The sequence below is a fragment of the Pseudomonas sp. MIL9 genome (assembly GCF_016887925.1).
Taxonomy (GTDB): Bacteria; Pseudomonadota; Gammaproteobacteria; order Pseudomonadales; family Pseudomonadaceae; genus Aquipseudomonas; species Aquipseudomonas mohnii.
Genome location: NZ_JAFEHE010000001.1, coordinates 245,095 through 271,235, shown reverse-complemented (window position 1 = coordinate 271,235; position 26,141 = coordinate 245,095). Strand labels below are relative to the sequence as shown.

Sequence of the window (26,141 nt, the reverse complement as noted above, 5' to 3'; positions counted from 1 at the left end):
CCATCTCGCGGGCGGCGTTCCATCCGTTCTCCGATTCGGCACAAGAAACACAGGCATGAGCTGCCACCGACCATTCACACCGCGCCAAGCACCCGGGCCAAAAACGGCGCAGTCCGGCTCTTCTTGCTCTTGGCGACTTTCTGCGGCGTCCCCGCCACGACCACCTTGCCGCCCTGATCCCCCGCCCCGGGGCCGATATCGATCACCCAGTCACTCTGCGCCACCACGCGCATTTCGTGCTCGACGACAATCACCGTGTGCCCCGCCGTCACCAGGTTGTTCAATTGCTCCAGCAAGCGATCGACGTCCCGTGGGTGCAGTCCGGTGGTGGGTTCGTCGAGCACATAGAGCGTGGCGCCGCGCTGGTTGCGTTGCAGTTCGGTGGCCAGCTTGATGCGCTGGGCTTCGCCGCCGGACAGCTCCGTCGCCGGTTGACCGAGGCGCAAATAGCCCAGGCCGATGTCGCGCAGCACCTCCAGCGAGCGGCGGATAGCCGCTTGCCCGGCGAACACGTCGACCGCCTCATCCACCGTCAATTGCAGGACCTGCGCAATGTTGCGGCCCTGCCAGGTGATCGCCAGCGTCTCAGGGTTGTAGCGGTCACCGTGGCAGGTCGGGCACGGTGCATAGACGCTGGGCATGAACAGCAACTCAACGCTGACAAAACCCTCGCCTTCACAGGTCGGGCAACGGCCCTTGGCAACGTTGAAGGAAAACTGCCCGGCGTCATAACCCGCCGCTTGCGCCTCGGGCGTGGCAGCGTAGAGTTTGCGCACGTTGTCGAACAGCCCGGTGTAGGTCGCCAGGTTGGAGCGCGGTGTGCGACCGATGGGCTTCTGATCGACTTGCACCAGACGCTTGATCGACGCCAGCCCCGCCGTGACCTGGCCACCGCTGACCTGCGGCGTGTCGTCCTCCAGATTCAACTCCTGGGGCTCGCTGTCGGTGGCCGGACGCCCGAGGTGCGCGCCGACCAGTTCCAGCAATGCCTGGCTGACCAGGCTCGACTTGCCCGAACCGGAAACGCCGGTCACCGCGGTGAAACATCCCAATGGAAACTCGACATCGAGGTTGTTCAGGTTGTTGCGGGTAATGCCTTCCAGGCGTAGCCAATCCCGGGCCTTGCGGCTGGTACGGGTTTGGCTGGCGTGCTCGGCAAACAGGTAGGCGCGGGTTTGCGACTCGGCCACGTCAGCCAGTCCGGCCGGTGGACCGCTGTACAGCACCCGCCCGCCATGCTCCCCCGCCGCCGGGCCGACGTCGATCAACCAGTCGGCACGCTGCATGGTTTGCAGATCGTGCTCGACCACGAACAAGGTATTGCCGGCGGCCTTCAAGCGTTGCAGGGCGTCGAACAGCGCCTCGCCATCCGCCGGATGCAGGCCCGCCGAGGGTTCATCCAGCACGTAGATCACGCCGAACAACTGCGAGCCCAACTGCGTCGCCAGGCGCAGACGCTGCAACTCACCCGATGACAGCGTCGGCGTGCTGCGCTCCAGCGCCAGGTAACCGAGGCCAAGGTCGGTCAGGGTACTGACCCGTTCCAGCAAATCCTGGGCGATCCGTTGCGCGGCCAGGCGTTTCTCCACCGACAGGTTCGGCGTATGGCGTACATCGGGGGCGTTCGCATGGCCGCTGGCGCCGTGGGCCACGCGCTGTTCACGGGCCTCGCGGGTCTGGCTGTGGCTCAGCACCTCGCCCGCTTCATCACCCTCCTCCAGGTAATGCTGGGCCGCCACCGGCTTCAGCACCTCAGCGACTTGCAACAACGGCATCTGTGACAGTGCGCCGATGTCGTAGCCGGCAAAGGTCACCGACAGCGCCTCGCGTTTGAGCCGCTTGCCCTCGCACAACGGGCACGGGCTGCCGAGCATGAACTGCGAGACACGCTTTTTCATCAGCGCACTCTGCGAGTGGGTGAAGGTGTGCAGGATGTAGCGACGCGCGCCGGTGAAGGTGCCCTGGTAACTCGGTTCCTTCTTGCGCTTGAGGGCGACCCGGGTTTCTTCCGGAGTGAGGCCGGCATACACCGGCACCGTCGGGGTTTCCTCGGTGAACAGAATCCAGTCGCGCTGTTTTTTCGGCAGGTCACGCCAGGGAATATCGACGTCGTAGCCCATGGTCACCAGAATGTCCCGCAGGTTCTGGCCCTGCCAGGCCAGGGGCCACGAGGCGACGGCGCGCTGGCGGATGGTCAGGCTCGGGTCCGGGACCATCAGCGCCTCGGTGACTTCATACACCCGGCCCAGGCCGTGACATTCCGGACAGGCACCCTGGGGCGTATTGGGCGAAAAATCTTCGGCATACAGCATCGGCTGGCCCGGCGGGTAACTGCCGGCGCGGGAATAGAGCATGCGGATCAGGCTCGACAACGTCGTCACGCTGCCCACCGAAGAACGCGTGCTTGGCGTGCCCCGTTGCTGCTGCAGGGCCACGGCCGGCGGCAAGCCTTCGATGGAGTCCACATCCGGGACGCCGACCTGATCGATCAGGCGCCGCGCATAAGGGGCGACGGATTCGAAATAGCGCCGCTGCGCTTCAGCGTAGAGGGTCGAAAACGCCAGCGACGATTTTCCCGAACCGGACACCCCGGTGAACACCACCAGGGCATCGCGGGGAATATCGACATCGACGTTCTTGAGGTTGTGTTCCCGGGCACCGCGTACCTTGACCATGCCGGAGGTTGGAGTGGAGGTGCGGTTCGAGGTCATCAGGTCGCCTTGATTGGATATCTGAAAAATTCAAATTACTGTGAGCTGGCTTGCAGTCAATAAAGAGGCGACCGACCTGACGCGATCGCTGCGATGCGGCGACCCGACAAGCCAGCGCCTACAGGTTTTTGGGTCAACGGTTGAGCACCGTACGAATCATGCGGGTCAGCGCGTCGGGGCCGTAGGGCTTGCCCAGCAAATGGGTATCCGGGCTGAGTTGGTGGTTGCGCGAGATAATGTCACGGGTATGCCCCGAGGTGAACAGCACCGTCACGGGCGGATTCTGCACCTTGGCCCACGCCGCGAGATCCGAGCTCTTGATCAGGCCCGGCATGACCACATCGGTGAAAATCAGGTCCACCGCGACGCCTTCCAGCAACATCTGCATGGCGATATCGGCATTGCCGGCCGTCAGCACCTGATAGCCCTCCTCGCGCAACAACTCCACCGTCGAAATGCGCACCGCTTCATTGTCCTCAACCACCAGAATCCGCTCGTGCCCGCCCCGCTGCTGCACTTCAGGAGTGCTTGTTTCATTGCCCGCCGTGCGCAGGCTGCGCGGGAAGTACAGCTGCACCCGGGTACCTTCGCCGACGACACTGGACATCTCGATGTGTCCGCCGCTCTGTTTGACGAAACCGAACACCATGCTCAAGCCAAGCCCTGTCCCTTGGCCATCCGGTTTGGTGGTGAAGAACGGTTCGAACGCCTGGGCGAGCACCTGCGGTGGCATGCCCGCACCGGTGTCGGCCACCGATACCCGTACATAGTCGCCGGCGACAATACCCTTGCCTGTGCAAAAGGCGCGATCAAGGCGGATGTTTTCTGCGCTCAGGTCGATGATGCCCTCACCCTTCATGGCGTCACGGGCATTGATGGCCAGATTGAGAATGGCATTTTCCAGTTGATTGCGATCGACGAACACCTGCCAAAGGTTGGCGGGCGCACGCATTTGCACCTGGAAGGTTTCACCCAACGCACGCTGCAACAGCTCACCCAGGCCATCGAAAATCTGCTCAGGCGTATAAATGGCTGGGGACAAGGGCTGGCGACGGGCAAACGCGAGCAATTGCGAAGACAGTTTCGCCCCGCGTTCGACGGCGGCAATCGACGCCGCAACCCGGCGCTGGACATTGGCGTTATTCGGCTCATGCCGGGCCAGCAAGTGCAGGTTGCCGGCGATCACCTGCAACAGATTGTTGAAGTCGTGGGCCACGCCGCCGGTCAGGCCGCCGATGGCTTCGAGCTTCTGTGATTGGCGCAATTGTTCTTCCGCCGCCAGCCGTGCCTCGACTTCATCGGCCACGCGTTGCTCCAGGTTGCGGGTGAACCTGAGCAAGGACTCTTCGGCGATCTTGCGTTCATGAATGTCGATCAACACCCCGGGGAAACGAAACGGCTCGCCCTGTTCATTGAACTCGCAACAGCCACTGGCGAGTACCCACAGATAGCTGCCATCAGGGCGGATGACCCGATATTCGGCATTGAAGGGTTCGCCCGTCGCCATCGATTGCCGGACCTGTTCCTGCAGCCAACCGAGGTCGTCACGGTGGATATGCGCTTCAGCGATGTCTTGTGGCAGGTTGTCCAGCAGCTGTTCGGCGGGATAGGAAAAGGTGCGGGCGAAACGCTCATCGCCGCTCAGCACATTGCTCTTCACGTCCCAGACAAACGAACCCAGCAAGGCGCCGGCATTCAACGCCAGGCGTACCCGTTCGTTGTCGGCGCGATAGGCATCTTCGGCGGTCTGGCGACGGCGTTCGGAAATCACCCGCTCGGTGGTCTCGACGACCATCGCCATGACCCCGGCGGGCTGGCCGTCATCATCGGCGACCGGGCTGTAATAGAGGTCCATCCACACGTCTTCCGGGATGCCGCTCCTGAGCAGTACCAATTCTTTATTGCGGTAGGACAAGGTACCGCCGGCCAGGCAGGTATCGACGACATGTCGATTGAATTCGGCGACTTCCGGCCAGCCCAGCTCGACCGGAGAACCCAACAGATAAGGATGACGCCCGCCGGCAAACTCCGAATAGGCATCGTTATAGATCATGTAGCCGGGCCGCCCCCAGAGCATCACCATCGGCAGTGGCGAGGCAAGCATCAGCTGCACCGAGCCGCTCAGGCTCTTGGGCCAGGTATCGATGTTGCCCAGCTCGGTCCGGCTCCAGTCGAACGCACGAATGCGCCCGGCCATTTCGCCGCTCCAGCCGGCACACCCGTGGCTATCCTCTAGAAACTGCATCGGTTGGCCTTATCCAGAAAATCACACCCGTTTGTTTCGAGCATCACGGATGCCATTGGTTTCATAGAGGTATAGCTAATTCTCGCGATCCATCTTGAACGACCAAAACCTGTGGCTGGCAAAAAATCCATGTGGGTGCATGAGCAGTTTCAGACCGGATGATTACACCTCGATCAGGTGTTTAAGCGGGTGATAACCGGTTTTCAACGTAGCGGCCACATCCAGTATCGCCTTCTCGATGCCGTTCAAATGCATGCAGGTCAGTTCGATCGCCGCGCTCTGGTTGCCGGCTTCGATGTACTCGATCAACCGCAGGTGTTCGTCATCGCGACAGGCTTCGTGGCTATCGTCATCCAGCGCGGCGGCGTACAGCGAGGCGCGGGAGATCAGTTTCTGGAACCAGTCCAGCAACACCGGGTTGTTCAGGCTGCGGGCCAGTTTGATGTGGAACTCGCCAAGCAAATGGATCAAGCGCTCGTGATCGCCACTTTGATGCGCCTCGTCCTCCAGCAGCAAGTGATCGCGCAAATCCTGGGTCACGGCGGTATCGCGGCGACGGCACAGTTCGCTGACGATGCCGATTTCGATCAAACGCCGGGTCTCGAACAGCGAACGGATCTCTTCGTCGCTTGGTAACGATACCGACGCACCTTTATTGGGCTCTGTGGTGACCAGGCCATCGGCTTCCAGCTGCTTGAGCGCGGCACGAACCGACGTGCGGCTGACATTGAAAAGTTCGGCCAGCGAGGACTCGCCCAGCTTCATCCCGGGACGCAAGGTGCGCTTGCTGATCGCCTCGTAAACCCCTTGGTAGACACGGTCGACCGTGGTTTCCAGTTTCTTTTCCGCCATTCGATCACTCCTTCAGCGCCATGCAATCAGCCCCAGGCGAATGAACAGCCTTTCAAAAGGGGGTTGCACGAGCAGGTTAATCCGGGTATTTCTAAATTGCATCCAGATTTTGCATACAATAATTAGAGGAATGCACCATTATGGGTCGCCCAGTTGCAATCGAAGTGCGTAACGTCTTTAAACGGTATTCCGACGATCCGGGGCTGGCTCCAGCCCTCGACAACGTTTCAGTCGACATTGCCGATAACGAGTTCTTCACCCTGCTCGGCCCTTCCGGCTGTGGCAAAACCACCCTGCTGCGCACCATCGCCGGCTTCGAACACGTCAGCGACGGCGAAATTCGCCTCGCGGGCGAACCGGTCAATGACTTGCCGCCGTTCAAGCGCCGGGTCAACACGGTTTTCCAGAGCTACGCGCTGTTTCCGCACATGAGTGTTGCGCAGAATATCGCCTTCGGCCTTGAGATGCAGGGTCTTGATCACAAGCAGATCGCGCAGCGGGTCGACGAAATGCTCGCGCTGGTGCAAATGCAGCACCTGGCCAAGCGCAAACCGGCGGAATTGTCCGGTGGCCAGCAACAGCGCGTGGCTCTGGCCCGGGCCCTGGCGCCGAAACCGAAAGTGTTGTTGCTCGACGAACCGCTGTCGGCCCTGGACCTCAAGCTGCGCAAGGAAATGCAGGTCGAACTCAAGCGCGTGCAGAAGGAAGCCGGGATCACCTTCATTTTCGTCACCCACGACCAGGAAGAAGCGCTGACCCTGTCCGATCGTATTGCGGTGATGTCCGCCGGCAAGATCCTGCAGATCGGCACCCCCAATGACATCTACGAACGGCCGCAACATCAGTTTGTCGCGCAGTTCATCGGCGACATCAACTTCCTGCCCGGCCACCTCAAGCGCGGCCAGCAGAACGAAAAACTCTTCGTGCCCAATGGCATGCCGGTGGAAATCCCTTGCCCGGCCCAAGGCTTCGATGGCTCCAGCGTGCAACTGGCGTTCCGTCCGGAGCGTTCGCAACTGGTCGATCCGACGCAACCGCATCACCTGCGCGGGGTGATCGAGGCGGTGTTGTATGTCGGCACCGCGACCCTCTATCAGTGCCGCTTGAACAACGACATCAAGGTCATGCTGCGCGAGAACAACGAAGGCCTGAATCGCGGGCGGGTGGTGGGCGATCGCGTCGCGGTCAACCTGCCGCCCCACGCCTGTTTGCTGATGGAGGCCTGAAATGAGCGTCAGCAGCACTTCTCCCGCCCTCAACCGCGCGCTGTTGCTCAGCCCGGTGGTTCTGACCCTGCTGGCCCTGATCGCCATCCCGCTGGGCATCATGGGCTACATCAGCCTGTTGCCGCGCAACGTGTATGGCGGCGTCGACTGGCAGGCCAACTGGCAACTGCAAAGCTACGTGCAGCTGTTTTTCCAGGAAGGTTTCGACGGCGAACTGGAGCTGAACTGGGTCTACGCCCAAGCGTTGTTGCGCTCGGTGTTCCAGGCCGGTGGCACGACCGTGTTGTGCTTCCTCTTTGGCTTTCCGGTGGCCTTGTGGATGTCGAGCCTGACACCGCGCCGGCGCAACCTGATGGTCTTGCTGATCACCATCCCGTTCTGGACCAACCTGCTGATCCGCAACTACGCCTGGCTGATCATCCTGCGCGAACAGGGCTGGGTCGCCCAAACCCTCAATGCGCTGTTCCCCCAGGCCGGCGGCATCACCCTGCTCTACAACGACTTCGCAGTCAGCGTCGGGCTGGTCTACAGCTTTCTGCCGTTCATGATCCTGCCGATCTACTCGACCCTGGAGAAACTCGACTGGCGCCTGGTGGAAGCCGCCTATGACCTGGGAGCCAATCGCTGGCACGCGCTGAAGCGGATTATTTTGCCGCTGTCGATGCCGGGGGTGATTGCCGGTTCCCTGCTGGTGTTCGTGCCGAGCCTCGGCGCGTTCATTACCCCGGCGATTCTCGGCGGCGGCAAGACGCTGATGATCGGCAACCTGATCCAGCAACAGTTCGGCACCGCGCGCAATTGGCCGCTGGGCAGTTCGCTGTCGTTCCTGTTGCTGGGGATCATGATGCTGTCCCTGGTGCTGTACGCCCTCTATAGCCGCAATGCCACCAAGACCCTGCGTCGGGGAGCCGAAGCATGATCGCCCTGCACCTGAAAAAACTGCCCCTGACCCGTGAAGTCAATCTGTTGATGCTGGCTTATCTGTACCTGCCGATCCTGGTGTTGATTGCCTACAGCTTCAACGCCAACCGCTCGGCCACGGTGTGGACCGAGTTCTCCTTCGCCTGGTACGGGCGGATTCTGGCCAACCCGTCGATCCAGACGGCGGCGCTGAACTCGATCATTGTCGCCAGCATCGCCACGGTCTGCGCCACGGCCATTGCCCTGCTCGCGGCGCTGGCCACCTACCGGCCGTTCTACGGACAGAAAATGGTCGAGGGCGGGATCAACCTGCCGCTGATCCTGCCGGAGATCGTCACGGCGGTCGCCACCTTGTTGCTGTTCATGGCACTGGGGATCAAGCTCGGTTTGCTGACAGTGATCATCGCGCACGTCGGCTTCTGCATTCCCTTCGCGTACCTGCCGATCCGCGCGCGGCTCAATGACCTGGACAAGAGCCTGCTGGAAGCGGCGAACGATCTGTACGCCAACCCGTGGCAGGTGTTTCGCCGGGTGACCTTGCCGCTGCTGTGGCCGGCGGTGTTGTCCGGTTCGGTGCTGGCGTTCGTGGTCAGCCTCGACGATTTCATCATGACCTTCTTCGTCGCCGGGCCGGGTTCGACCACCCTGCCGGTGTACATCTTCTCCGCGATCAAGGCCGGCGTGACGCCGGAGATCAACGCGATTTCGACCCTGATGCTGGTGATTTCCATCGTGCTGGTGGTGCTGGCCTTCTGGCTGGGACAGCGCGGTAAACAACAATGAGCCTGGAGCCTGTTTTTATGAACAAAAAAGTGAAAAGCATGCGTTTCGCCGTTGCCAGTCTGGCCTTGAGTTGCTTCACCGCTTTCAGTGCACACGCCGCCGAGCCCAAGGAACTGTTCTTCTATAACTGGACCGACTACTACCCGGTCGACCTGCTGGCCAAGTTCGAAAAGGAGACCGGGATCAAGGTCACCATGGACGGCTACGACAGCAACGAAACCCTGCTGGCCAAATTGCAGGCCGGGGGCGCGGCGTATGACGTGATCGTGCCGTCACAGTCGATCATGCGCACCCTGATCAACCAGAACCTGCTGCTGGAAATCGACGCCTCGACCCTGCCCAATTTCCAATACGTGAAGCCGGCATTCCGCGACCCGAGTTTCGACCCCGGCCGCAAATTCTCGGCACCGTACCTGTGGGGCAGTACCGGGTTTTCCTATGACAGTGCGCGGGTGCCGGGCGGCAAACTCGACGACTCGTGGAAAGAGTTCTTCGAACCGCGCAAGGAACTGCAAGGCCAGCTCGCCGCACTCGACACCTCCAGCAGCGTGATCAATGCCGCCAGCCATTACCTGAACGTCGACGAATGCAGCGAAAACCCGCAGGACGCCAAGCGCATCCTCGAACTGCTGCAAAAACAGAAACCGTTCCTGAAGATGTACAGCTCGGACAACACCGTCGACCGCATGGCCTCCGGTGAAGTGATCATGATGCAGAACTGGAACGGCTCCACCGCCCGCGCCACGCTGCAGAAGAGCACCATCAAGTACGTCTACCCGCGCGAAGGCCTGGCGATGTTCCGGGACAACTTCGCCGTGCCGAAAAGCGCCCCGCACCCCGGCAACGCGAAGATCTTCATCGACTGGATGATGAAGCCGGAAAACGCCGCCGCCGTGTCCAACGCCATCGCCTATGCCAACGGCATCCAGAGCGACACGTTGATCGACGCCAAATGGCGGGTGATGGACGCCATCAACATGCCCGACGAATTCGCCTCGCGCCTACGCCCCGAGAAAGAGTGCAGCAACAAGGCGCGAGAGCTGCAGGACCGCATCTGGGCGAAGCTCAAGGGCTGATTGCCTGACTTGAGACCGAGTCGCGGCCATCGCGAGCAGGCTCGCTCCCACTGGTGACGCATTCCACATGTGGGAGCGAGCCTGCTCGCGAATAGGCCGGCCCTGACAACATACAACTTGAGGTTTGCAATGAATCAACCCCGCTGGCTGCGCAATGTGCGCCCCTACGGCACCCCCGCCGAAGACCTGCTGATCGAAAACGGCCGGTTCACCCAACGTCGCCCGGCCTCGACCACTGAATTACTCGCCACCGACCTCGATGGCCAAAACCAACTGCTGACCCCGGCCCTGGTGGAAAGCCATGTGCACCTGGACAAAACCCTCTGGGGCCAGCCGTGGCGCCCCAACAGCGCCGGCCCGACCCTCAAGGACTACATCGCCAACGAACGGCGGATCCTGCGTGAAGTCCAAACCCCCATCGCGCAACGGGCCGGAGCCCTGCTGGAAAACTGCATCGCCCGTGGCTCGCTGACCATGCGCTGCCACGTCGACATCGACCCGGAGTTCGGCCTGCGCCACGTCGAAGCCATGCAGCAACTGCAGGAAAAGTACCGCGACCTGATCGACCTGCAACTGGTGGTGTTCCCGCAAACCGGCCTGATCAGCCGCCCCGGCACCGCCGAACTGATGCGCAAAGCCATGGCCCTGGGCGTGGAGAACGTCGGCGGCCTCGACCCGTGTGGCATCGACAACGACCCCATCGCCCAACTCGACTTCGTGTTCAAACTGGCCAGCGAGTTCGACCGTGGCGTGGACATTCACTTGCACGACAAGGGTGAGTTGGGTCTGTGGCAAATCGCGCTGATCGCCGACTACACCGAACACTTCGGGCGTCAGGGCCGGGTGATGATCAGTCATGCCTACTGCCTCGGCATGCTGCCGTGGAGCCAGGTCAAACCCGTCGCCGAACGCCTCGCGGCGCTGGGTATTTCGTTGATGAGCTCGGCACCGGCCGATTGCGCGGTGCCGCCATTCCTGGCCCTGCGCGAAGCCGGGGTGAATGTCTGCCTGGGTTCCGACGGCATTCGCGACGCCTGGTCGCCCATGGGCAACGGCGACATGCTGGAGCGAGCAATGTTGCTGGCATTTCGTTTCGACCTGAACAAGGACGATGAACTGGCGGCGGCGTTCGAAGCGGCGACGGTGAATGGCGCGCGAGCACTGGGCGCTACGGACTATGAGCTGGCGCTGGGCGGGCCGGCGGACTTTCTGTTAATGCCGGTGCAGACCCTGGGTGAAGCCGTGGTTTCGCGGCCGGTTCGCCAGGTTTATCGCGGCGGGCAGTTGATCGCTTCGGGCGGTCGCCTGCTGGACAGTCGTTTGTGAATCGCATCGGGCTTCGAGCCAGTTGCGTGGTCGGCTTCGACGGCACGCAACACGTGCTGTGGCGCGATGGCGAAGTGGTGTTCGAAGGCTCGCGCATTGTGTTTGTCGGGCGCGGTTATCCGGGGCCGGTGGGTCAATGGATCGACTACGGCAATGCGCTGATCGGCCCCGGTTTCATCGATCTGGATGCCTTGGGCGATCTCGACTCGACGGTCCTGACCCTGGACAACGGCGACGAGCGCGACATGGGCCGGATGTGGTCGGCGGACTATCTGGCGCGCGGACCACGGGAGAGCTACAGCCCTGAAGAAGAAGTCTTCAAGTATCGCTACGCCTTCACCCAACTGATCCGCAACGGCATCACCACCGCCATGCCGATCACCTCGATGTACTACCGCCAATGGGCGGAGACCTACGACGAGTTTGCGGCGGTGGCCGGTGTGGCAAGCGAATTGGGACTGCGCACGTATCTCGGCCCTTGCTACATGAGCGGCATGAGTTACTGGCAGGCCGACGGCACGTTGGCGCATCACTGGGATGAAGCCCGGGGCCTGGCCGGACTCGATGCGGCGGAACGGTTTTTCCGGGATTTCGACGGCGCGAACGACGGCCTGATTCGTGGTGCGCTGTTGCCGGACCGCATCCAGACCTGCACGCCGGCGCTGCTGCAACGCACCGCGGCGCTGAGCCGCGAGCTGAACGCACCGATGCGTTTGCATTGTTGCCAGGGGCTCGGCGAAGTGGCGATGGTCGAACAACTGCGAGGCGCGTCACCGCTGGGCTGGTTGCAGCAGCTTGGGCTTTTGAATCCGCGCAGCCTGCTGCCCCACGGCATCTACACCCAGGGCGATGACGACCTGCAGCGGCTGGTGGATGGCGGCGCGAGCCTGGTGCATTGCCCTGTGGTATTTGCCCGGGATGGCGAGGCGCTCAACGCCTTCGGCCGCTATCGGGCCAAGGGCATCAACTTCGCCCTGGGCAGCGACACCTGGCCAGCGGATTTGCTCGACAACATGCGCCAGGGCCTGAACATCGCTCGACTGATGGAGGGCGGCCATTCGCTGACCAGCACACTGGACCTGTACAACGCCGCCACCCTCGGCGGCGCCAAGGCACTGGGGCGTGACGATATCGGTCGCCTGGCGCCGGGGGCCAAGGCCGACATCACCGTGTTCAGCCTGCGCGGCCTGCACCTGGGGCCGCTGTTCGACCCGTTAAAGAACCTGGTGCTGGCCGGACGCGGCGACGACTGCATCGCCAGTTACATCGATGGCCGCTGCGTGATGCAGGACGGCCAGGTCCAGGGTGTCGACTACTCCATCCTGCAACGCCAGGCCCAACAGCAATTCGAAAAACTGATGCGCAGCCACAGCGAGCGGGCCTTTGGCCAACCGGACTGGAAGACCTTGTTCCAACCGGCCATCCCGTTCGCCGACGACTACAGCGCACAGGCGCCACTGAGCGCCATCGATCCACTTCTTTAGAGAATCCTGCCCATGCAAAGCTTCGACTTCAGCACGCTGAGTGCGCGAGACAAATACAAGATTCTGATCGGCAGCGTGGTGCCACGGCCGATTGCCCTGGTCACCACGGTCGACGGTGAAGGCCGGATCAACGCCGCCCCGTTCAGCTTTTTCAATGCACTCTCGGCCGATCCGCCGATCCTCGCCCTGGGCGTGGAAAACTACGGCGACCAGAGCCCCAAGGACACCACGCGCAACATCCAGCTCAACCAGGAATTCACCGTCAACATCGTCAGTGATGCGCTGGTGGACGCCATGAACGTCTGCGCCGTGCCCTTCGCCCCCGGCTTCGACGAACTCACCGCCGCCGGCCTCACCGCCATTCCCGGCACCACGGTCAAATGCCCACGGATCGGCGAAGCGCCGGTGGCGCTGGAATGTCGCCGGATGATGGCGCTGTCCATCGGCCAGTCGCGGGAAATCATCTTCGGCGAAGTGCTGATGGCCCATGTCCGCGATGAACTGATCGACCCGAAAACCCTGTACATCGATCAACTGGGGCTCGACGCGATCGGGCGGATGGGCGGGCATGGCTATGCGCGCACGCGGGATTACTTCGATCTGCCGACACGCTCGTTGCAGGCCTGGACGGAAGCGCCGGGGGGTGGGGAGCGGTTTTGGCCGGTGGCCAAGTAGTACGCTGCGCATATCCCCTGCAGGAGCGAGCTTGTTCGCGAAAAACGTCAACGATAATGCGGGGTGCCTGATGAACTGCGGTGTTCTTGCGCCCATCGCGAGCAAGCTCGCTCCTACAGGGGTGCGTCGTTAGCGGAAATCCCGACTGCGCACGCTGATGCCGTCCAACAGTGGGCTCAGGTCACTCAAGCGCCCGGCAATCAGGTGGCGCACTTCGCCCTCTTTTTCCCAGCGCCCATCGACCTTGAGCAATTGTGAGCCGACCAGCACCTGGCGTTGCCGCTCGGCCAGATCGCGCCAGACCACCACGTTGACGTTGCCGAACTCGTCTTCCAGGGTGACGAAGGTCACGCCGCTGGCCGTGCCTGGTCGCTGCCGTCCCGTCACCAGGCCGGCGACGCTGACTGGCCGCCCGTGCTCGACCGCCAGCAATTCCTTGGAACTGCGGCAGCGCCGTGCCTTCAACTCACCGCGCAACAACGCCAGCGGATGCGGCCCCAAGGTGGTGCCCAGACTGTTGTAATCGGCCAGCAGGTCCTCGCCCACCGTGGGTTTGGGCAGCGACACAGCGCCCTCCTCCTGACTGGGCAGGCCGGCAAACAGGCCAAGCTGCTTTTGCACCCCCGCCACTTCCCAGCGCGCCCGATGCCGATCACCGGCCAACCCCCGCAGCGCACCGGCATCAGCCAGTAGCTCCTGGGCGCGGGCATCGAGTCGCGCCCGTTCGCCAAGGTCGGCGACGTCGGCAAACGCACCGTTCGAACGCGCCGCCTCGATACGCCGGGCATCGTCCTCGCGAAAGCCCTTGATCATGCGCAACCCCAGGCGAATCGCCGGTTGCCCGCCGCTGAGCGGTTCCAGGCTGCAATCCCAGTCGCTGGCCCGCACGTCCACCGGGCGGATCTGCAGATGGTGGCGACGCGCGTCCTGCAGAATCTGGTCCGGGCTGTAGAAACCCATGGGCCAACTGTTGATCAGCGCACAGGCGAAGGCTGCCGGCTCGTGGCATTTCAACCAGCAACTGGCATAGGTCAGCAAGGCAAAACTGGCGGCGTGGGATTCGGGAAAACCGTAACTGCCAAAGCCCTTGATCTGCTCGAAAATCTGCGCGGCGAATTCAGCCGTGTAGCCTTTTTTCTTCATGCCGGCGGCCAGCCGATCCTTGTGCGGCTCCAGCCCGCCATGACGTTTCCAGGCCGCCATGGAGCGGCGTAGCTGGTCAGCCTCGCCGGGGCTGTAGTCGGCGGCGACAATGGCGATCTGCATCACCTGTTCCTGAAACAGTGGAACGCCCAGGGTGCGCTTCAACACCTCCCGTAACTCTTCCGAGGGATAGCTTTCGAGTTCTTCCTTGTTTCGCCGGCGCAGGTACGGATGCACCATGCCGCCCTGGATCGGTCCGGGGCGGACGATGGCCACCTCGATCACCAGGTCATAGAACTTTCGCGGCTTGAGCCTGGGCAGCATCGACATTTGTGCCCGGGATTCGATCTGGAACACGCCGATGGTGTCGGCGCGGCCGATCATGTCGTAGGTTTGCGCGTCTTCGGAGGGGATCGTCGCCAGGCTCAGGTCCAGGTTGCGATGACGGCGCAGTAAATCGAAACAGCGACGAATCGCGCTGAGCATGCCCAAGGCCAGGATATCCACCTTGAGCAACCCGACCGCATCGAGATCGTCCTTGTCCCACTGAATGATGGTGCGCTCGGCCATGGCGGCGTTCTCCACCGGCACCAGATGGTCCAGCGGCTGCTCGGAAATCACGAAGCCGCCGGGGTGCTGGGACAGGTGCCGGGGAAACCCGATCAGTTGCCGGGTCAGGCTGAGGACCCTGCGCAACACCGGGCTGTCAGGGTCGAACCCGCCTTCACGCAGGCGCTCCACGGGCGGAACCTGATCGCTCCAGTGGCCACAGCAGTCGGCCAGGGCGTTGACCTGATCCGGCGGCAAACCCAGTGCCTTGGCCACGTCGCGCACCGCGCCGGCGCCGTGATAGCTGCTGACCACGGCGGTCAGCGCGGCACGCCCCCGGCCATAACGCTGGAACACATACTGCAAGACTTCTTCGCGGCGTTCGTGCTCGAAATCGACGTCGATGTCCGGCGGCTCGTTGCGTTCCTTGGAGAGAAAGCGCTCGAACAGCATGTTCATGCGATCAGGGTCGATCTCGGTGATGCCCAAGGCGAAACACACCGCCGAGTTGGCCGCCGAGCCCCGGCCCTGACACAGAATCTTCTCGCGCCGGGCGAAGGCAACGATGTCCTGCACGGTCAGGAAATAGCTTTCATAACCCAGCTCGGCGATCAGCCCCAGTTCCTTGTCGATCAGGCCGCGCACCTTCTCGCTCGCCCCGCCGGGCCAGCGCTCGCGAATGCCGCGCTCGGTCAACTCGCGCAGCCAGGACGCGGCGCTGTGCCCTTGCGGCACCAACTCTCGCGGATACTGATAACGCAACTGACCGAGGTCGAACGTGCAGCGCCGGGCGATGGCCAGGGTTTCGTCGAGCAAGGCCGCTGGATAGAGATCGCGCAAGACGTCGAGGCTGCGCAGGTGGCGTTCACCGTTGGGGTGCAGGCGCAGCCCAGCATCGGCCACCGGCAGGTGATAGCGGATCGCGGTCATGGTGTCCTGCAAGGCGCGCCGCCCGCGAGCGTGCATGTGTACATCGCCGCTGGCCACCGCAGGAATCCGCAGCGCCCTGGCCAGCGTCAGCAGCGCATCGAGGCGCCGGGCATCGTCCTGACCGCGGTGCAACTGAACCGCCAGCCACAGCCGTTCAGCGAAAACCTGTTTCAGCCAGTCACCCTGTGCGAAATCATCGACCGCGTCCGGCACCCACAGCGCCAGCAGTCCCGGCAGCGGCTCACTGAAGTCCTCGCGCAACACTTGATACTGGCCTTTTTGCGTACGGCGGCGGGCTCGGGTAATCAGTCGGCATAACGCCTGGTAACCCTCGAGGTTCTCCACCAGCAGCACCAGTTTCGGGCCATTCTCAATGCGCACTTCGCTGCCGATGATCAGGGGCAGCTCCAGGGACTTCGCCGCTTGCCAGGCGCGGACGATGCCGGCCAGGGTGCATTCATCGGTGATCGCCAGGGCCTGATAGCCCTGTTTTTTTGCCCGCTGAAACAACTCAAGGGCACTGGAGGCACCGCGCTGGAAACTGAAGTTCGACAGGCAGTGCAGTTCGGCATACCCGGCGCTCATGCGAACCAGCCCTGCAGCCACAGCGGGCCATCCTCGCCGACCGCACGATAAGCCCAGCCCTGCTGGCCGCTACGGGTTTCGATCAGGTAGTAATCGCGGCGCACGTCGTCGCCGTCCCACCAGCCGGACTCGATGCGTTCCGGGCCCATGAGAATGCGCGTCGAGCCTTCGTGTACCGCCAGCGGTTCGGTCAGCAGCCAGCCTGGCCGTTGCACGCTTGGCAATCCGGCGCAGGGCTGGTGGTCGGCACTGGCTTGCCACGCACACTCCGGACGGTGATCGGCCTGAAAGCGCAAGCCGTGCACCGCGTCGTCCCCCAGCCGAGCGCGCAGGCGTTCGCGCAGTTGTTCCCAGGGCAAGGTTTGCTGTGGGCGATCGTCGAACAGCTCCTGAAACTGCGGAACGAAGCTCGGCAAGTCTTCGGCGCGCAGGCGAAAACCGCGCACCGGCGCCTCGACCTGCACTTGCTCCAGCCGCCCCCGCGCCAGTTCGAAGAGCATCGCCGGATCGCGCTCGGCGCTGAGCAGCCCCACCTTGATCAACGTGTCCGGCAAGCCAGCGTGTTCCAGGTGCAGGTCGAAGCGTTGCACGCCGCTGTCGCGCCCGCAGAGAAACGCCGACAGATCGCCGGTCAATCGGCGCAACGGAAACAGCAAGGCCTGATGGGATTGCACATCGAAGTTGAGTTCGATACGCACATCGAAGCGGTCCGGCGGCAGATAAAACGCCAGCGCCAGGCGCCGCAAGCCAAGCAAGGTGTCCAGGTGCTTGAGCACCGGGGCCTCGAAGCGCCGCGCCAGGCTGTGCCGAGGCAACGCCTGCACCTGGCTCAAGGTGCGCAGGCCCATGCGCGACAACGCGGTGGCGACGTTGGCCTCCAGCCCGATGCGGTCGACGGGCAATTGCCCGAGGTGATACTGCAAGGCTTGATCGTCGGGCACCACCAGGCCGTCATGGACGTTGGCCAACATCCGCGCCGCTACCGGGTTGGGCGCGGCGACGATGCGGTGACGGAAACCCAACTCGCCAAGCTCGCTGCGCAAACGCGCCTCGAAGGGCGACCAGCCACCGAACAGCCCCAGGCTGGACTCGATTTCAAACACCAGCGCGCGCGGGTAATGCACGCTGACCTGGGAACTGAAGCGATACGCCCAGGCGGCCAGGAACTGCTGCCAGTGTTCGATTTCAGCCGTGTCGTATTCGGCCGTGGCAAAGCCCTTGCTCAAGGCCTGGGCGGCGCTCATGGACTGGCCGGGACGCAAGCCCAGCGCCCGCGCCGGGCCATTGACCGCCTGCAACACCCGGCGCTGGGCCGGGCCGGTCAGCAACGCCAGCGGCGCCTCGGGGTCGGCGCGCTGACGCAGTACCGCGTCCAGTGCCAATTGCGGGAAAAGAATACAGACCCAGCGCATGGCAACCTCAATGCCCTACGGCAAAGGCAATCGGCGCCGAACGGGCCAGGCCGCCCCGGCACTTGAGCACCCGCAGTTGCGCAGGCTTGGCATTGATGGGGGCATCGATGGCGATGCGCAGGGCCGCTGGCGACGGGTTGATCGCTTCACTGATCGAGCGATAGGCGAACGCCAGGGTCGAGCCGGTTTCCGCCGCCACCTGCAAGCGGCGCAGGGCGCGGTCATCGGCCTTGTGCGGCCAGCACAGCACCGCGCCGCAACTGCCCGAACGCAGGCATTGTTCCGCCGCCCATAGCGCATCGCGTTCGCTGGCCTGGATGATCGACAACTGGCGCAGATCGACCCCGGCGCTCTGCCAGGCCTGGGGATACGGCACATGGGGCGGCGCCACCAGCACAATGCGCTCGCCCGCCGCCGACAGCCGCGCCAGTGCCGGCCACACCAGTTGCAACTCGCCCACGCCCTGCCCGGCCAGGAGGATTTCGGTCAGCGCCGCTTCCGGCCAGCCGCCCGTGGGCAACGCCGCATCCAGCGCGGCATGCCCGGTGGGTTGCGGGCTGACGGCGGGCGGCGCAGGCCGGCCCTTCCAGACCTGGCCGCCATTGAACAGCGTATCCAGCGCAACGACGGCACCCATCAGCCTTGCCTCACCAGACCGCAGAACACCCCTTCGATGGCCAGGTCCCGGTCGGCCTCGACGATGATCGGCTGGTAGGCCGGGTTGCGCGGCAACAGGCGAACCCGGTCGCCGACGCGCTCGAAACGCTTGATGGTCACCTCGCCGTCCAGGCGCGCCACGACGATCTGGCCATTGAGCGCCTCGGGGTTGCGGTGCACGCCCACCAGATCGCCGTCGAGAATGCCGTCCTCGATCATCGAGTCACCGCGGACCCGCAGCATGTAGTCCGGCACCCGGGAGAAAATCGACGGGTCGAGCAGCAGGCGGCTATGGATTTCGGCATCGGCGCCAATGGGCGCACCGGCCGCCACCCGACCGAGCACCGGGATGTCCAGCAGTTCGGGACGCGGTGGCTGCCCGAGCAGGCGAATGCCCCGGGCCTGATGCGGATTGACCTCGATAAACCCGGCTTCGGTGAGCGCCAGCACATGCTTGCGCGCCACGCTGCGGGAGGCGAAACCGAACGCCTCGCTGATCTCGGCGAGGCTCGGGGACTGACCGTGTTCGGCGATGCGCTCGCGGATAAAGGTCAGGATGGCAGTACGGCGGGGAGTGAGAGTCGTCATGGAGTACATTTGTACTCTTTTCGGTTTTTTCTTACAAGGACTTCTGTAGGAGCAGCCGACCGACTGCTCTTACAGACCACGTGAAGCCAGAAACCCTGCGATGTAATCGATAAACGCCAGCACTTTGGCCGTGGCCCGCCGATGGCTGGGGTACACCGCCAGAATGTGCGGGCCAAAGCTGTCCGGGTCGATGTCGTAGTCGGCCATCACCTGCACCAGTCGCCCGTCGGCGAGGTACGGCGCGGCACTCCACAGCGGGGTGTGCAGCAGACCTCGTCCGGCCAAGGCATTGGCCAGCAACAGATCGTAATTGTCGCTGCGCAATCGTGGCGTCTGGGGCTGCGGCAGACTCAGGCGCTGGCCGTCGCGCTCGACCCACCAGAATTCGCGGCTGAGCAATGGGTGGCGATACAACAACCATTCGTGCTGATCAAGGGTTTGCGGGGTGACCGGCAGCCCCTTGCGCGCCAGATATTCCGGGCTGCCACACAACGCCAGGCGATTGCTGCCGACCACCCGGGCGATCAGCCCCGGCAAGTCGTCATGCCCTTCGCGCAACGCCAGGTCGTAGCCGCTTTCGAGCAAATTGACGAACGCATCGCACAGGTCCACTTGCAGGTCGATCTGCGGGTATTGCTCAAGAAAACCGCCCACGACCTGGTCAAGAAAAGCCTGTCCATAAGCCAGCGGTGCGGTGATTTTCAGACTGCCGCGCAAGCCGTGCTGCAACTGCTCGATCTCCTCGCCCGCCTCGTCCAGCCGCTGCAAGACCTGACGCGCGGTTTCCAGGTAAAGACGTCCGGATTCCGTGAGCGAAATCCGCCGGGTGCTGCGCTCGAACAAACGCGCACCCAGCTCCGTCTCCAGGTGGTTGACCGCTTTGGTCAGGGCCGATGGGGTCTTGCCCAACTGCTCGGCGGCGCGACTGAAACTGCCCAGTTGCGCGGTGACCACGAACATTTTCAGTGCACCCAACTTGTCCATTCTTTTTCCATTCAGGCAAAAACGTTTTTCGTGAGTGAGGCGTTCTGCCGACGGCGGCAAGCCACTAATCTGGCCATCAGACGCAATAACAAGGAAACATTCAATGAAAAGATTCATCCCGAATCTACTGATGGTGGCAATGAGTTTTGCCTCGTTGGAAGCCATGGCGGCGACTGATCTGGTGTTGTTCAACGGCAAGATTTTCACTGCCGACCGCAACCAGCCCAAGGTTCAGGCCCTGGCGGTGCAGAACGGCAAAGTGTTGCAAGTGGGCAGCGATGTGCAGATCAAGGCCTTGATCGACTCAGGGACCCAAGTCATCGACCTGGGTGGCAAGACCCTGATGCCCGGCCTGATCGACAGTCATTCCCACGCGATTTTCGGCGGCCTGGAAATGGTCGCGGCCAACATGGAAGACGAGGTGGTCGAGCTCGACGAACTGGAAAAACGCCTGCGTGCCTGGCGTGACGACGGCAAGGCCCGGCATGGCGATGTCCTGACCGTGGCTGGCATGAGCTCGGCCTACTGGGCGCAGTCCGAAGCCCTGGGCAAGACATTCAACAGCGGCGAATGGGCCGACGTACCGGTGGTGTTTACCGGCAGCGATCACCACACGGCCTGGGCCAACAATGTGATGCTCAAGCGCGCCGGCATCGATGCGACGCTGCTGAAAAACCTGCCGGACGCCGAGAAAGGCACCATCGGCAAACTCGCCGATGGCAGCCCCAACGGATTTCTGGTGGACGCCGGTTGGGACCGGGTGTCCTCGAAAATGCCGTCACCGAGTGCCGCCGACATGCTCAAGGCGGCGCAAACCGCGGTGAGCTACAACAACAGCCTCGGCATCACGGCGTGGATGGACCCCGCGGCCAACGCCGCGCCTGGCGAACCGCTGTTCGCCCTCAAGCCCACGGAGAAAACCGTGGGCGTGCTGCCGGTGTACAAAGCCCTGTCCGAAAGCGGCGGCATGACCGCCCACGTCGCGGCGTTGCTGGTGGCCAATCCGAAAAGCGTGCCGGCCGATCTCGACACCCTGGACAAGGTCCGCCAGCAGTTCCAGGGCATTCCCAACCTGACGCTGCCGGGCCTGAAGATCTTCGCCGACGGCGTGATCGAGTACCCGGCGCAGAGCGCAGCGATGATCGATCCATACACCAACTCGCACAAACCGGGCGAACTGCTGATCGATCCCAAGCACTTCGGTGAGCTGGTCAGCGCCATCGATCAACGGGGCTGGCTGGTGCACATCCACGCCATCGGCGACCGCGCGGTACGCGAATCGCTGAACGGCATCGCCCAAGCGCGCAAGGACCGCCAGAGCGGTGTGACCCACTCGATCACGCACTTGCAGATCGTCAATCCGAAAGAGTTCGCCCGCTTCAAACCGCTCGATGTCATCGCTTCGATGCAACTGCTGTGGGCCAGTGCCGACGACTACACCACGGACATGATCAAGCCTTACGTCAGTGCCCTGGCGTTCCGTTACCAATACCCGGCGCACTCCTTGCTCAAGCAAGGCGCAACCATCGCCGGGGCCAGCGACTGGCCGGTGTCTTCGCCCAACCCATGGAACGCCATGGCCCAGGCCATGACCCGGGTCGGCCCAATGGGCGTGCTCAACGCCGATGAACGCATCGACCGCGAAACCATGTTCTACGCCTATACCCTCAACGCCGCCCGCACCATTGGCCTGGACAAACAGATCGGTTCGTTGACCGCTGGCAAACAGGCCGACTTCATCGTGGTCGACCGCGATGTGTTCAGCGTCGACGAAAAAGCCCTGCACGACACCCAAGTGCTGCAAACCTGGTTCGCCGGTCGTCAGGTCTACGCACCAACCCTCTAAGAAAAACAGCAACCCCTCCGCTACCCGACTCCGTGTTTCTCAACACGGGGCCAGGCGCAGCCATGCCCGACTTCTGCCTATAACAATCACAATAGCGGGACGTACCCCATGAAAGCTTTCACCCTGTTCGCCCTCGGCTCCTTGAGTCTGCTGCCTTTAAGCAGCCAGGCCGTGCCCTTGAATGATGATTTCTCGTTGCTGCTGGACGTCAACCTGGCCAGCGACTACCGCAGCCGTGGCATTTCGCAAACCCAGAACGACCCGGCCCTGCAGGCCGGCGCAACCCTGACCCACAGCAGTGGCCTGTACCTGGGCGCATGGAGTTCCAACGTCGATTTTGGTGGCGGCCTGAAGACCCGACAAGAGATCGACTACTACGCCGGTTGGCTGTGGCAAGCCACCGATGCGGTCAATCTCGACCTTGGTTATCTCAAATACAGTTACCCGAAAGAGAGCCAGTTCAATCAGAGCGAGGTCTACGGCATTCTCAGCGTTTATGGGGTAAAGCTCGGGGCCTATTACTCCGACGATGCGCCGGGCATAGACAGCCAGCAGAACTCGCTCTACACCTACGTCGGTTACGAAACCGAGTTGCCCTATGACACCGGCCTGAAATTGCGTTACGGCAACATGGACTTCAAGGACCCGACCCTGTATTCGAACTCGGGTGAAGCCGAGGATTCGTACCGCGAATGGGAAGTCCGACTGACCCACGAACTGGCCGGTGTAACGCTGGGCCTGAGCTACGTCGACACCAACCTGTCGAAGAGCCAGTGCGCCAGCAATTGGGGGTTCGATGATGTGTGCAGCGCGACGGTAGTGGCGAGCATCAGCAAGTCTTTCTGACCACCACGGATCCCTGTGGGAGCGAGCTTGCCCGCGATAAGCGCCATCCAGTCAATATCAATAGCGACCGTCAGGCCGCCATCGCGAGCAGGCTCGCTCCCACCGTTAGATTCCGGTGGGTTCGGGGGCGAGTTGTGCCAGATAGGGCCAGGGATAGATGCCGCGATCGTGGCCGTCGCTGAAGATCAGTTGCAATCCATACCCCTGCGAGTGCAAATCGATAACCCGATCCTGCGCATCAACCCGCGAAATCTTGAGCACTCCTTGGTATGAGCGTAAAGGACGCCAAACCAATTAACAGTGTGCCTACGGCACTGAGAATTGCCGTGAGGGAAAGGGTCTGGGAATAACCGACCATCCCGCCGACGATTCCGCTACCGAGAAAAATGAAGGGGTGTACGCCACTGGTAAAGAGCGTATCGACTGCCACCACTTTACCGAGGTCCTTTTCGGGAGCCAGTGTCTGCATCGCTGTAGCCCATCCAGTCAACCAGGACGCTTCGACGACACCTACCAGAGTCGCCCCCAGTATCGCCATCCAGGACGAGCTTCCCATGCCGAGTAGTGCCATCGCGCCAGCCAAAAACAGGCCGCAGGTCACTGCAAGTCCGATCAGTCGTTCATGCCCGGAAACAAGCACCGTGACGATTGATCCGATGCACGCACCGAATCCCGAGGCGGCCAGACACACACCCCACATTTCTTCGTTGAATCGATTGCTGATGGCATAGGGAGCGACGACCAGGAAAATCGGGAAACACAATACGTTCACCACGAGGGTAGCCGCGAAGCCAAGCAAAAGTTTGGAGTTGCCGGCAACGATGGCAATGCCATTGACCGTTTCCCGGATCGAGAACTCCTCCTCAAACTCACAGGGCTCAAAATTGGGCAACATCGCCGTGTAAATGGCGGCGCAGAAGAATGTCAAACCATCGATCAATATGCCCCAGACCGGATCCCAGAAAATGATGAATACTCCCAGCGTCGCGGGAAACAGCACAGCGACCAGATTGTCGACAAAGTTCATCGCACCATTGCCCGCCACCAGTGCTTGCTTGGGCAGTAATTTGGCAAGCAGTACTTGGGCGCACGGACGGGAAACCCCAATGCCGATGCCAAATATCAGGTAGGCAAAGACCAAGCACCACCACGGTGTACCGGAGAAGAACAGCGCCACTGCGGCCAGTTGCGCACAACCCCTCGCCGTGTCGGTGTAAATCAGTACTTGCTTCGGCGACTTTCGATCCGCCAGCAAGCCTCCGGCCAGGGCCCCGATCACGCTCCCTACCCCGACTGCCGCCATAACAAAACCAAATACTTCTGCTCCGTAGCCGGTCCGGATAAGCGCTATCGGCAGTGCGGCTAGACAAATAGCGTCGCCGGCCATCGAGAGACTTTGGCCTATCAGCAATTTGCGAAAAGACGAGACGCTCAACGCTTCGGTATAAGGTGATAAGCGTTCGGCAATGGAGATCATAAGCAATCCTCCTTGAGACCTATGCTTGCGTCCTGGTTTAAGTGCGTAGCGAGCTTCACCCCCCCTCTCCGGACTTCAAGTTCTCCTCGACCGAGAATCGAGACCTTGAGCCGCTGTCCACGGAAGCGGTATGTCAGTCGATACTTCATTGGCTGACCCACCCCTAAGCTAGCTGTTCGACAACCCGCAAACGCAATGCTCTGCACTCCTTACTCTAACGAAGCGGACAATCAAAAAATAGGGCCTACCGTTCGTCGTATTTTTTAAAAAATCAGCACTTGAAAAAATAAAAAATCATAAAAAAAACACAAACCGCACATTTAATCCTACAGAAATACCCTACTCGACATAGCAAGACCATTTCTACTTACCGAAAACTAAAATACGGTTTGAAAAAGAAATTTCAAAATTCCACGCCAGACACTGTCCGCACTAAAACCAAACCAAACCACCAAGACTCCAAATCTCATGCAGGGCACTTCTTGAAAGTGTGTAGGAATACCCCTACAACACAAAAAACCCCTCACTTGCACACAACAGAAAAATCAACTAACTCTTGCAACACCACTTAATTTCAAGTGGCAAACACAACGAGTAAAAACAAAATGAAAAACAACGAACTTGGAAAAATGCTATTCAATTTTAGAAATGATGTTGGATCGAGTTCCAATCCACAAGTCGCTGGTGGTTCCGGAAGTGCAGGAGGTTGCGGGGGCAGCGGTGGATGTGGTGGGGGTGGCGGAGCAGGTGGTCTCCCTGACCCACCACAACAGCGATGACGACAAAATTTACCCAAGTCGAGACACGTGTGGATGCAGCTTTCATTGGAATCCAGAACTTGCGATTCTTGGCTCTATTAAAGAATCATTAGAACGCCAATTTCTCACTCGATTCTGGCTAACCAAACAATGCATAGAGACAATCAAACCAGCCGAGATATCAGCTACGATAAAAACGCTCCCTTCATACGGCCTATTCAATGCACTGACAAAATCAGGACAACTATTAATAATTGACATTTCCGATGATGATTTTCCAGGAGTTTGCTTACTAACAGTTTACGGGAGCAATGACTCCAGTAGAAATGTTCACTACTGTGCAGGAATGTCTTATTCAGAAAGTCGAGCAGAAGCATTGAACAAGTCAATTTTGGAGTTATGGCAAACATTTCGATTCATGAATTTATTCAGCGTTTTTCACGGCGACTCAGACACTCTTAAGGACTCTTACATCCGCCACTTTGTAAAATGCAACCACTATAAAACCTTTCAAGAAATCACGTCACAACTAAACTACCGCTCACGCACATCACACAACAAAAGCACACATTGCAAGTTAAATACTGAAAATTTGATTGGATGTTTGAGACAGAAGAACCTCGAAGGGTACCTCTACGTAAAAACAACTCAAATAGAAGGAACCAACTACACATTTTGCAAATTCACTTCGCCCTGTATATTTATGCACATGAACAATTCAGCAGACATAAACATAATCAACGATTACTCAGACTCTTTTCGTCTCGAAATACATAACGAAAGAAAAGAAACAATGGTTCCATTCCCATAGAGAATTCAATCATGACTAAAAATATCTGGCCCAGAATTTTTTCCCTGACCTCCATTTTCATCAAAGAACAATTAAAAGAACCCATCTCATTATTTTGGATCATGATATCACCTTGCGCGATGTTCTATTTTTTTGCAGCAACCAGGCAAGACGCCAACTATTTTTCCAGTAACTACATTACAGTCTCAGCATGGTTTTATGCCTATATCTCCTCGAGCGTTGCATTATTCGGATTCGCCTTTTACATAATCGGAAG

General features: G+C 61.0%; 19 protein-coding genes and 1 pseudogene. 10 read left to right on the top strand and 10 right to left on the bottom strand.

Annotation, left to right across the window (positions count from 1 at the left end):
- Positions 1-74 precede the first annotated feature (74 nt).
- From JQF37_RS01300 to JQF37_RS01290, 3 genes are all read right to left on the bottom strand, one after another.
- Positions 75-2,711, bottom strand: a complete 2,637-nt coding sequence (locus JQF37_RS01300; protein ID WP_130204082.1) for an excinuclease ABC subunit UvrA — start codon at positions 2,709-2,711, stop codon at positions 75-77.
- A 133-nt stretch (positions 2,712-2,844) separates the two neighbouring features.
- Positions 2,845-4,956, bottom strand: coding sequence for an ATP-binding protein (locus JQF37_RS01295; RefSeq protein WP_130204083.1), 2,112 nt, complete (start codon positions 4,954-4,956; stop codon positions 2,845-2,847).
- Between the two features lie 162 nt (positions 4,957-5,118).
- Positions 5,119-5,808 carry a GntR family transcriptional regulator gene (locus tag JQF37_RS01290; RefSeq protein WP_047529816.1) on the bottom strand — a complete coding sequence of 230 codons (690 nt, stop codon included), beginning with the start codon at positions 5,806-5,808 and terminating at the stop codon, positions 5,119-5,121.
- A 140-nt stretch (positions 5,809-5,948) separates the two neighbouring features.
- On the opposite strand from JQF37_RS01290, the gene JQF37_RS01285 reads away from it, so the two are divergent.
- The 7 genes from JQF37_RS01285 (at position 5,949) to JQF37_RS01255 (ending at position 13,299) form a co-directional block, all read left to right on the top strand.
- A complete protein-coding gene (locus JQF37_RS01285) occupies positions 5,949-7,034 on the top strand; it encodes an ABC transporter ATP-binding protein (RefSeq protein WP_130204084.1) in 1,086 nt (361 codons plus the stop codon).
- 1 nt (position 7,035) lies between these two features.
- Positions 7,036-7,953, top strand: coding sequence for an ABC transporter permease (locus JQF37_RS01280; protein WP_130204085.1), 918 nt, complete (start codon positions 7,036-7,038; stop codon positions 7,951-7,953).
- Positions 7,950-8,738, top strand: coding sequence for an ABC transporter permease (locus tag JQF37_RS01275; protein WP_130204086.1), 789 nt, complete (start codon positions 7,950-7,952; stop codon positions 8,736-8,738). The genes JQF37_RS01280 and JQF37_RS01275 overlap by 4 nt, the downstream gene beginning before the upstream one ends.
- Positions 8,739-8,755: 17 nt before the next feature.
- Positions 8,756-9,814 carry an extracellular solute-binding protein gene (locus JQF37_RS01270; RefSeq protein WP_130204087.1) on the top strand — a complete coding sequence of 353 codons (1,059 nt, stop codon included), beginning with the start codon at positions 8,756-8,758 and terminating at the stop codon, positions 9,812-9,814.
- Between the two features lie 129 nt (positions 9,815-9,943).
- Positions 9,944-11,140 carry an amidohydrolase family protein gene (locus tag JQF37_RS01265; protein ID WP_130204088.1) on the top strand — a complete coding sequence of 399 codons (1,197 nt, stop codon included), beginning with the start codon at positions 9,944-9,946 and terminating at the stop codon, positions 11,138-11,140.
- Positions 11,137-12,624: an amidohydrolase family protein gene (locus JQF37_RS01260; protein ID WP_130204089.1), complete on the top strand. Its 1,488-nt coding sequence runs from the start codon at positions 11,137-11,139 to the stop codon at positions 12,622-12,624. The genes JQF37_RS01265 and JQF37_RS01260 overlap by 4 nt, the downstream gene beginning before the upstream one ends.
- A 12-nt stretch (positions 12,625-12,636) precedes the next feature.
- Positions 12,637-13,299: a flavin reductase family protein gene (locus JQF37_RS01255; RefSeq protein ID WP_130204090.1), complete on the top strand. Its 663-nt coding sequence runs from the start codon at positions 12,637-12,639 to the stop codon at positions 13,297-13,299.
- Positions 13,300-13,428: 129 nt separating this feature from the next.
- Here JQF37_RS01255 and JQF37_RS01250 read toward each other — a convergent pair whose 3' ends face one another.
- The 5 genes from JQF37_RS01250 to JQF37_RS01230 are packed head-to-tail and all read right to left on the bottom strand — an operon-like array spanning position 13,429 to position 20,147.
- Positions 13,429-16,527: an error-prone DNA polymerase gene (locus JQF37_RS01250; RefSeq protein WP_189340188.1), complete on the bottom strand. Its 3,099-nt coding sequence runs from the start codon at positions 16,525-16,527 to the stop codon at positions 13,429-13,431.
- Positions 16,503-17,918 carry a DNA polymerase Y family protein gene (locus tag JQF37_RS01245; RefSeq protein ID WP_130204091.1) on the bottom strand — a complete coding sequence of 472 codons (1,416 nt, stop codon included), beginning with the start codon at positions 17,916-17,918 and terminating at the stop codon, positions 16,503-16,505. The genes JQF37_RS01250 and JQF37_RS01245 overlap by 25 nt, the downstream gene beginning before the upstream one ends.
- A gap of 7 nt (positions 17,919-17,925) precedes the next feature.
- Entirely contained in the window at positions 17,926-18,555 is a 630-nt protein-coding gene (gene imuA / locus JQF37_RS01240) for a translesion DNA synthesis-associated protein ImuA (RefSeq protein ID WP_130204092.1), read from the bottom strand.
- Positions 18,555-19,172: a transcriptional repressor LexA gene (lexA, locus tag JQF37_RS01235; RefSeq protein WP_090322797.1), complete on the bottom strand. Its 618-nt coding sequence runs from the start codon at positions 19,170-19,172 to the stop codon at positions 18,555-18,557. The genes imuA and lexA overlap by 1 nt, the downstream gene beginning before the upstream one ends.
- 60 nt (positions 19,173-19,232) lie before the next feature.
- Positions 19,233-20,147: a LysR substrate-binding domain-containing protein gene (locus JQF37_RS01230; protein ID WP_130204093.1), complete on the bottom strand. Its 915-nt coding sequence runs from the start codon at positions 20,145-20,147 to the stop codon at positions 19,233-19,235.
- A 103-nt stretch (positions 20,148-20,250) separates the two neighbouring features.
- On the opposite strand from JQF37_RS01230, the gene JQF37_RS01225 reads away from it, so the two are divergent.
- Both JQF37_RS01225 and JQF37_RS01220 read left to right on the top strand, forming a co-directional pair.
- Positions 20,251-21,993, top strand: a complete 1,743-nt coding sequence (locus tag JQF37_RS01225) for an amidohydrolase (protein WP_130204094.1) — start codon at positions 20,251-20,253, stop codon at positions 21,991-21,993.
- Positions 21,994-22,101: 108 nt separating this feature from the next.
- Positions 22,102-22,839: a TorF family putative porin gene (locus JQF37_RS01220; RefSeq protein ID WP_130204095.1), complete on the top strand. Its 738-nt coding sequence runs from the start codon at positions 22,102-22,104 to the stop codon at positions 22,837-22,839.
- A gap of 105 nt (positions 22,840-22,944) precedes the next feature.
- Here the strand turns inward: JQF37_RS01220 and JQF37_RS01215 are convergent.
- Positions 22,945-23,085, bottom strand: a pseudogene (locus JQF37_RS01215) (gamma-butyrobetaine hydroxylase-like domain-containing protein); the annotation flags it as partial.
- Positions 23,078-24,316, bottom strand: a complete 1,239-nt coding sequence (locus tag JQF37_RS01210; protein ID WP_130204097.1) for an MFS transporter — start codon at positions 24,314-24,316, stop codon at positions 23,078-23,080. The pseudogene JQF37_RS01215 and the gene JQF37_RS01210, both read right to left, overlap by 8 nt.
- 621 nt (positions 24,317-24,937) lie before the next feature.
- On the opposite strand from JQF37_RS01210, the gene JQF37_RS01205 reads away from it, so the two are divergent.
- On the top strand, positions 24,938-25,885 hold the full coding sequence (locus tag JQF37_RS01205) for a YcaO-like family protein (protein WP_223272619.1): 948 nt from the start codon (positions 24,938-24,940) through the stop codon (positions 25,883-25,885).
- Positions 25,886-26,141: the final 256 nt, after the last annotated feature.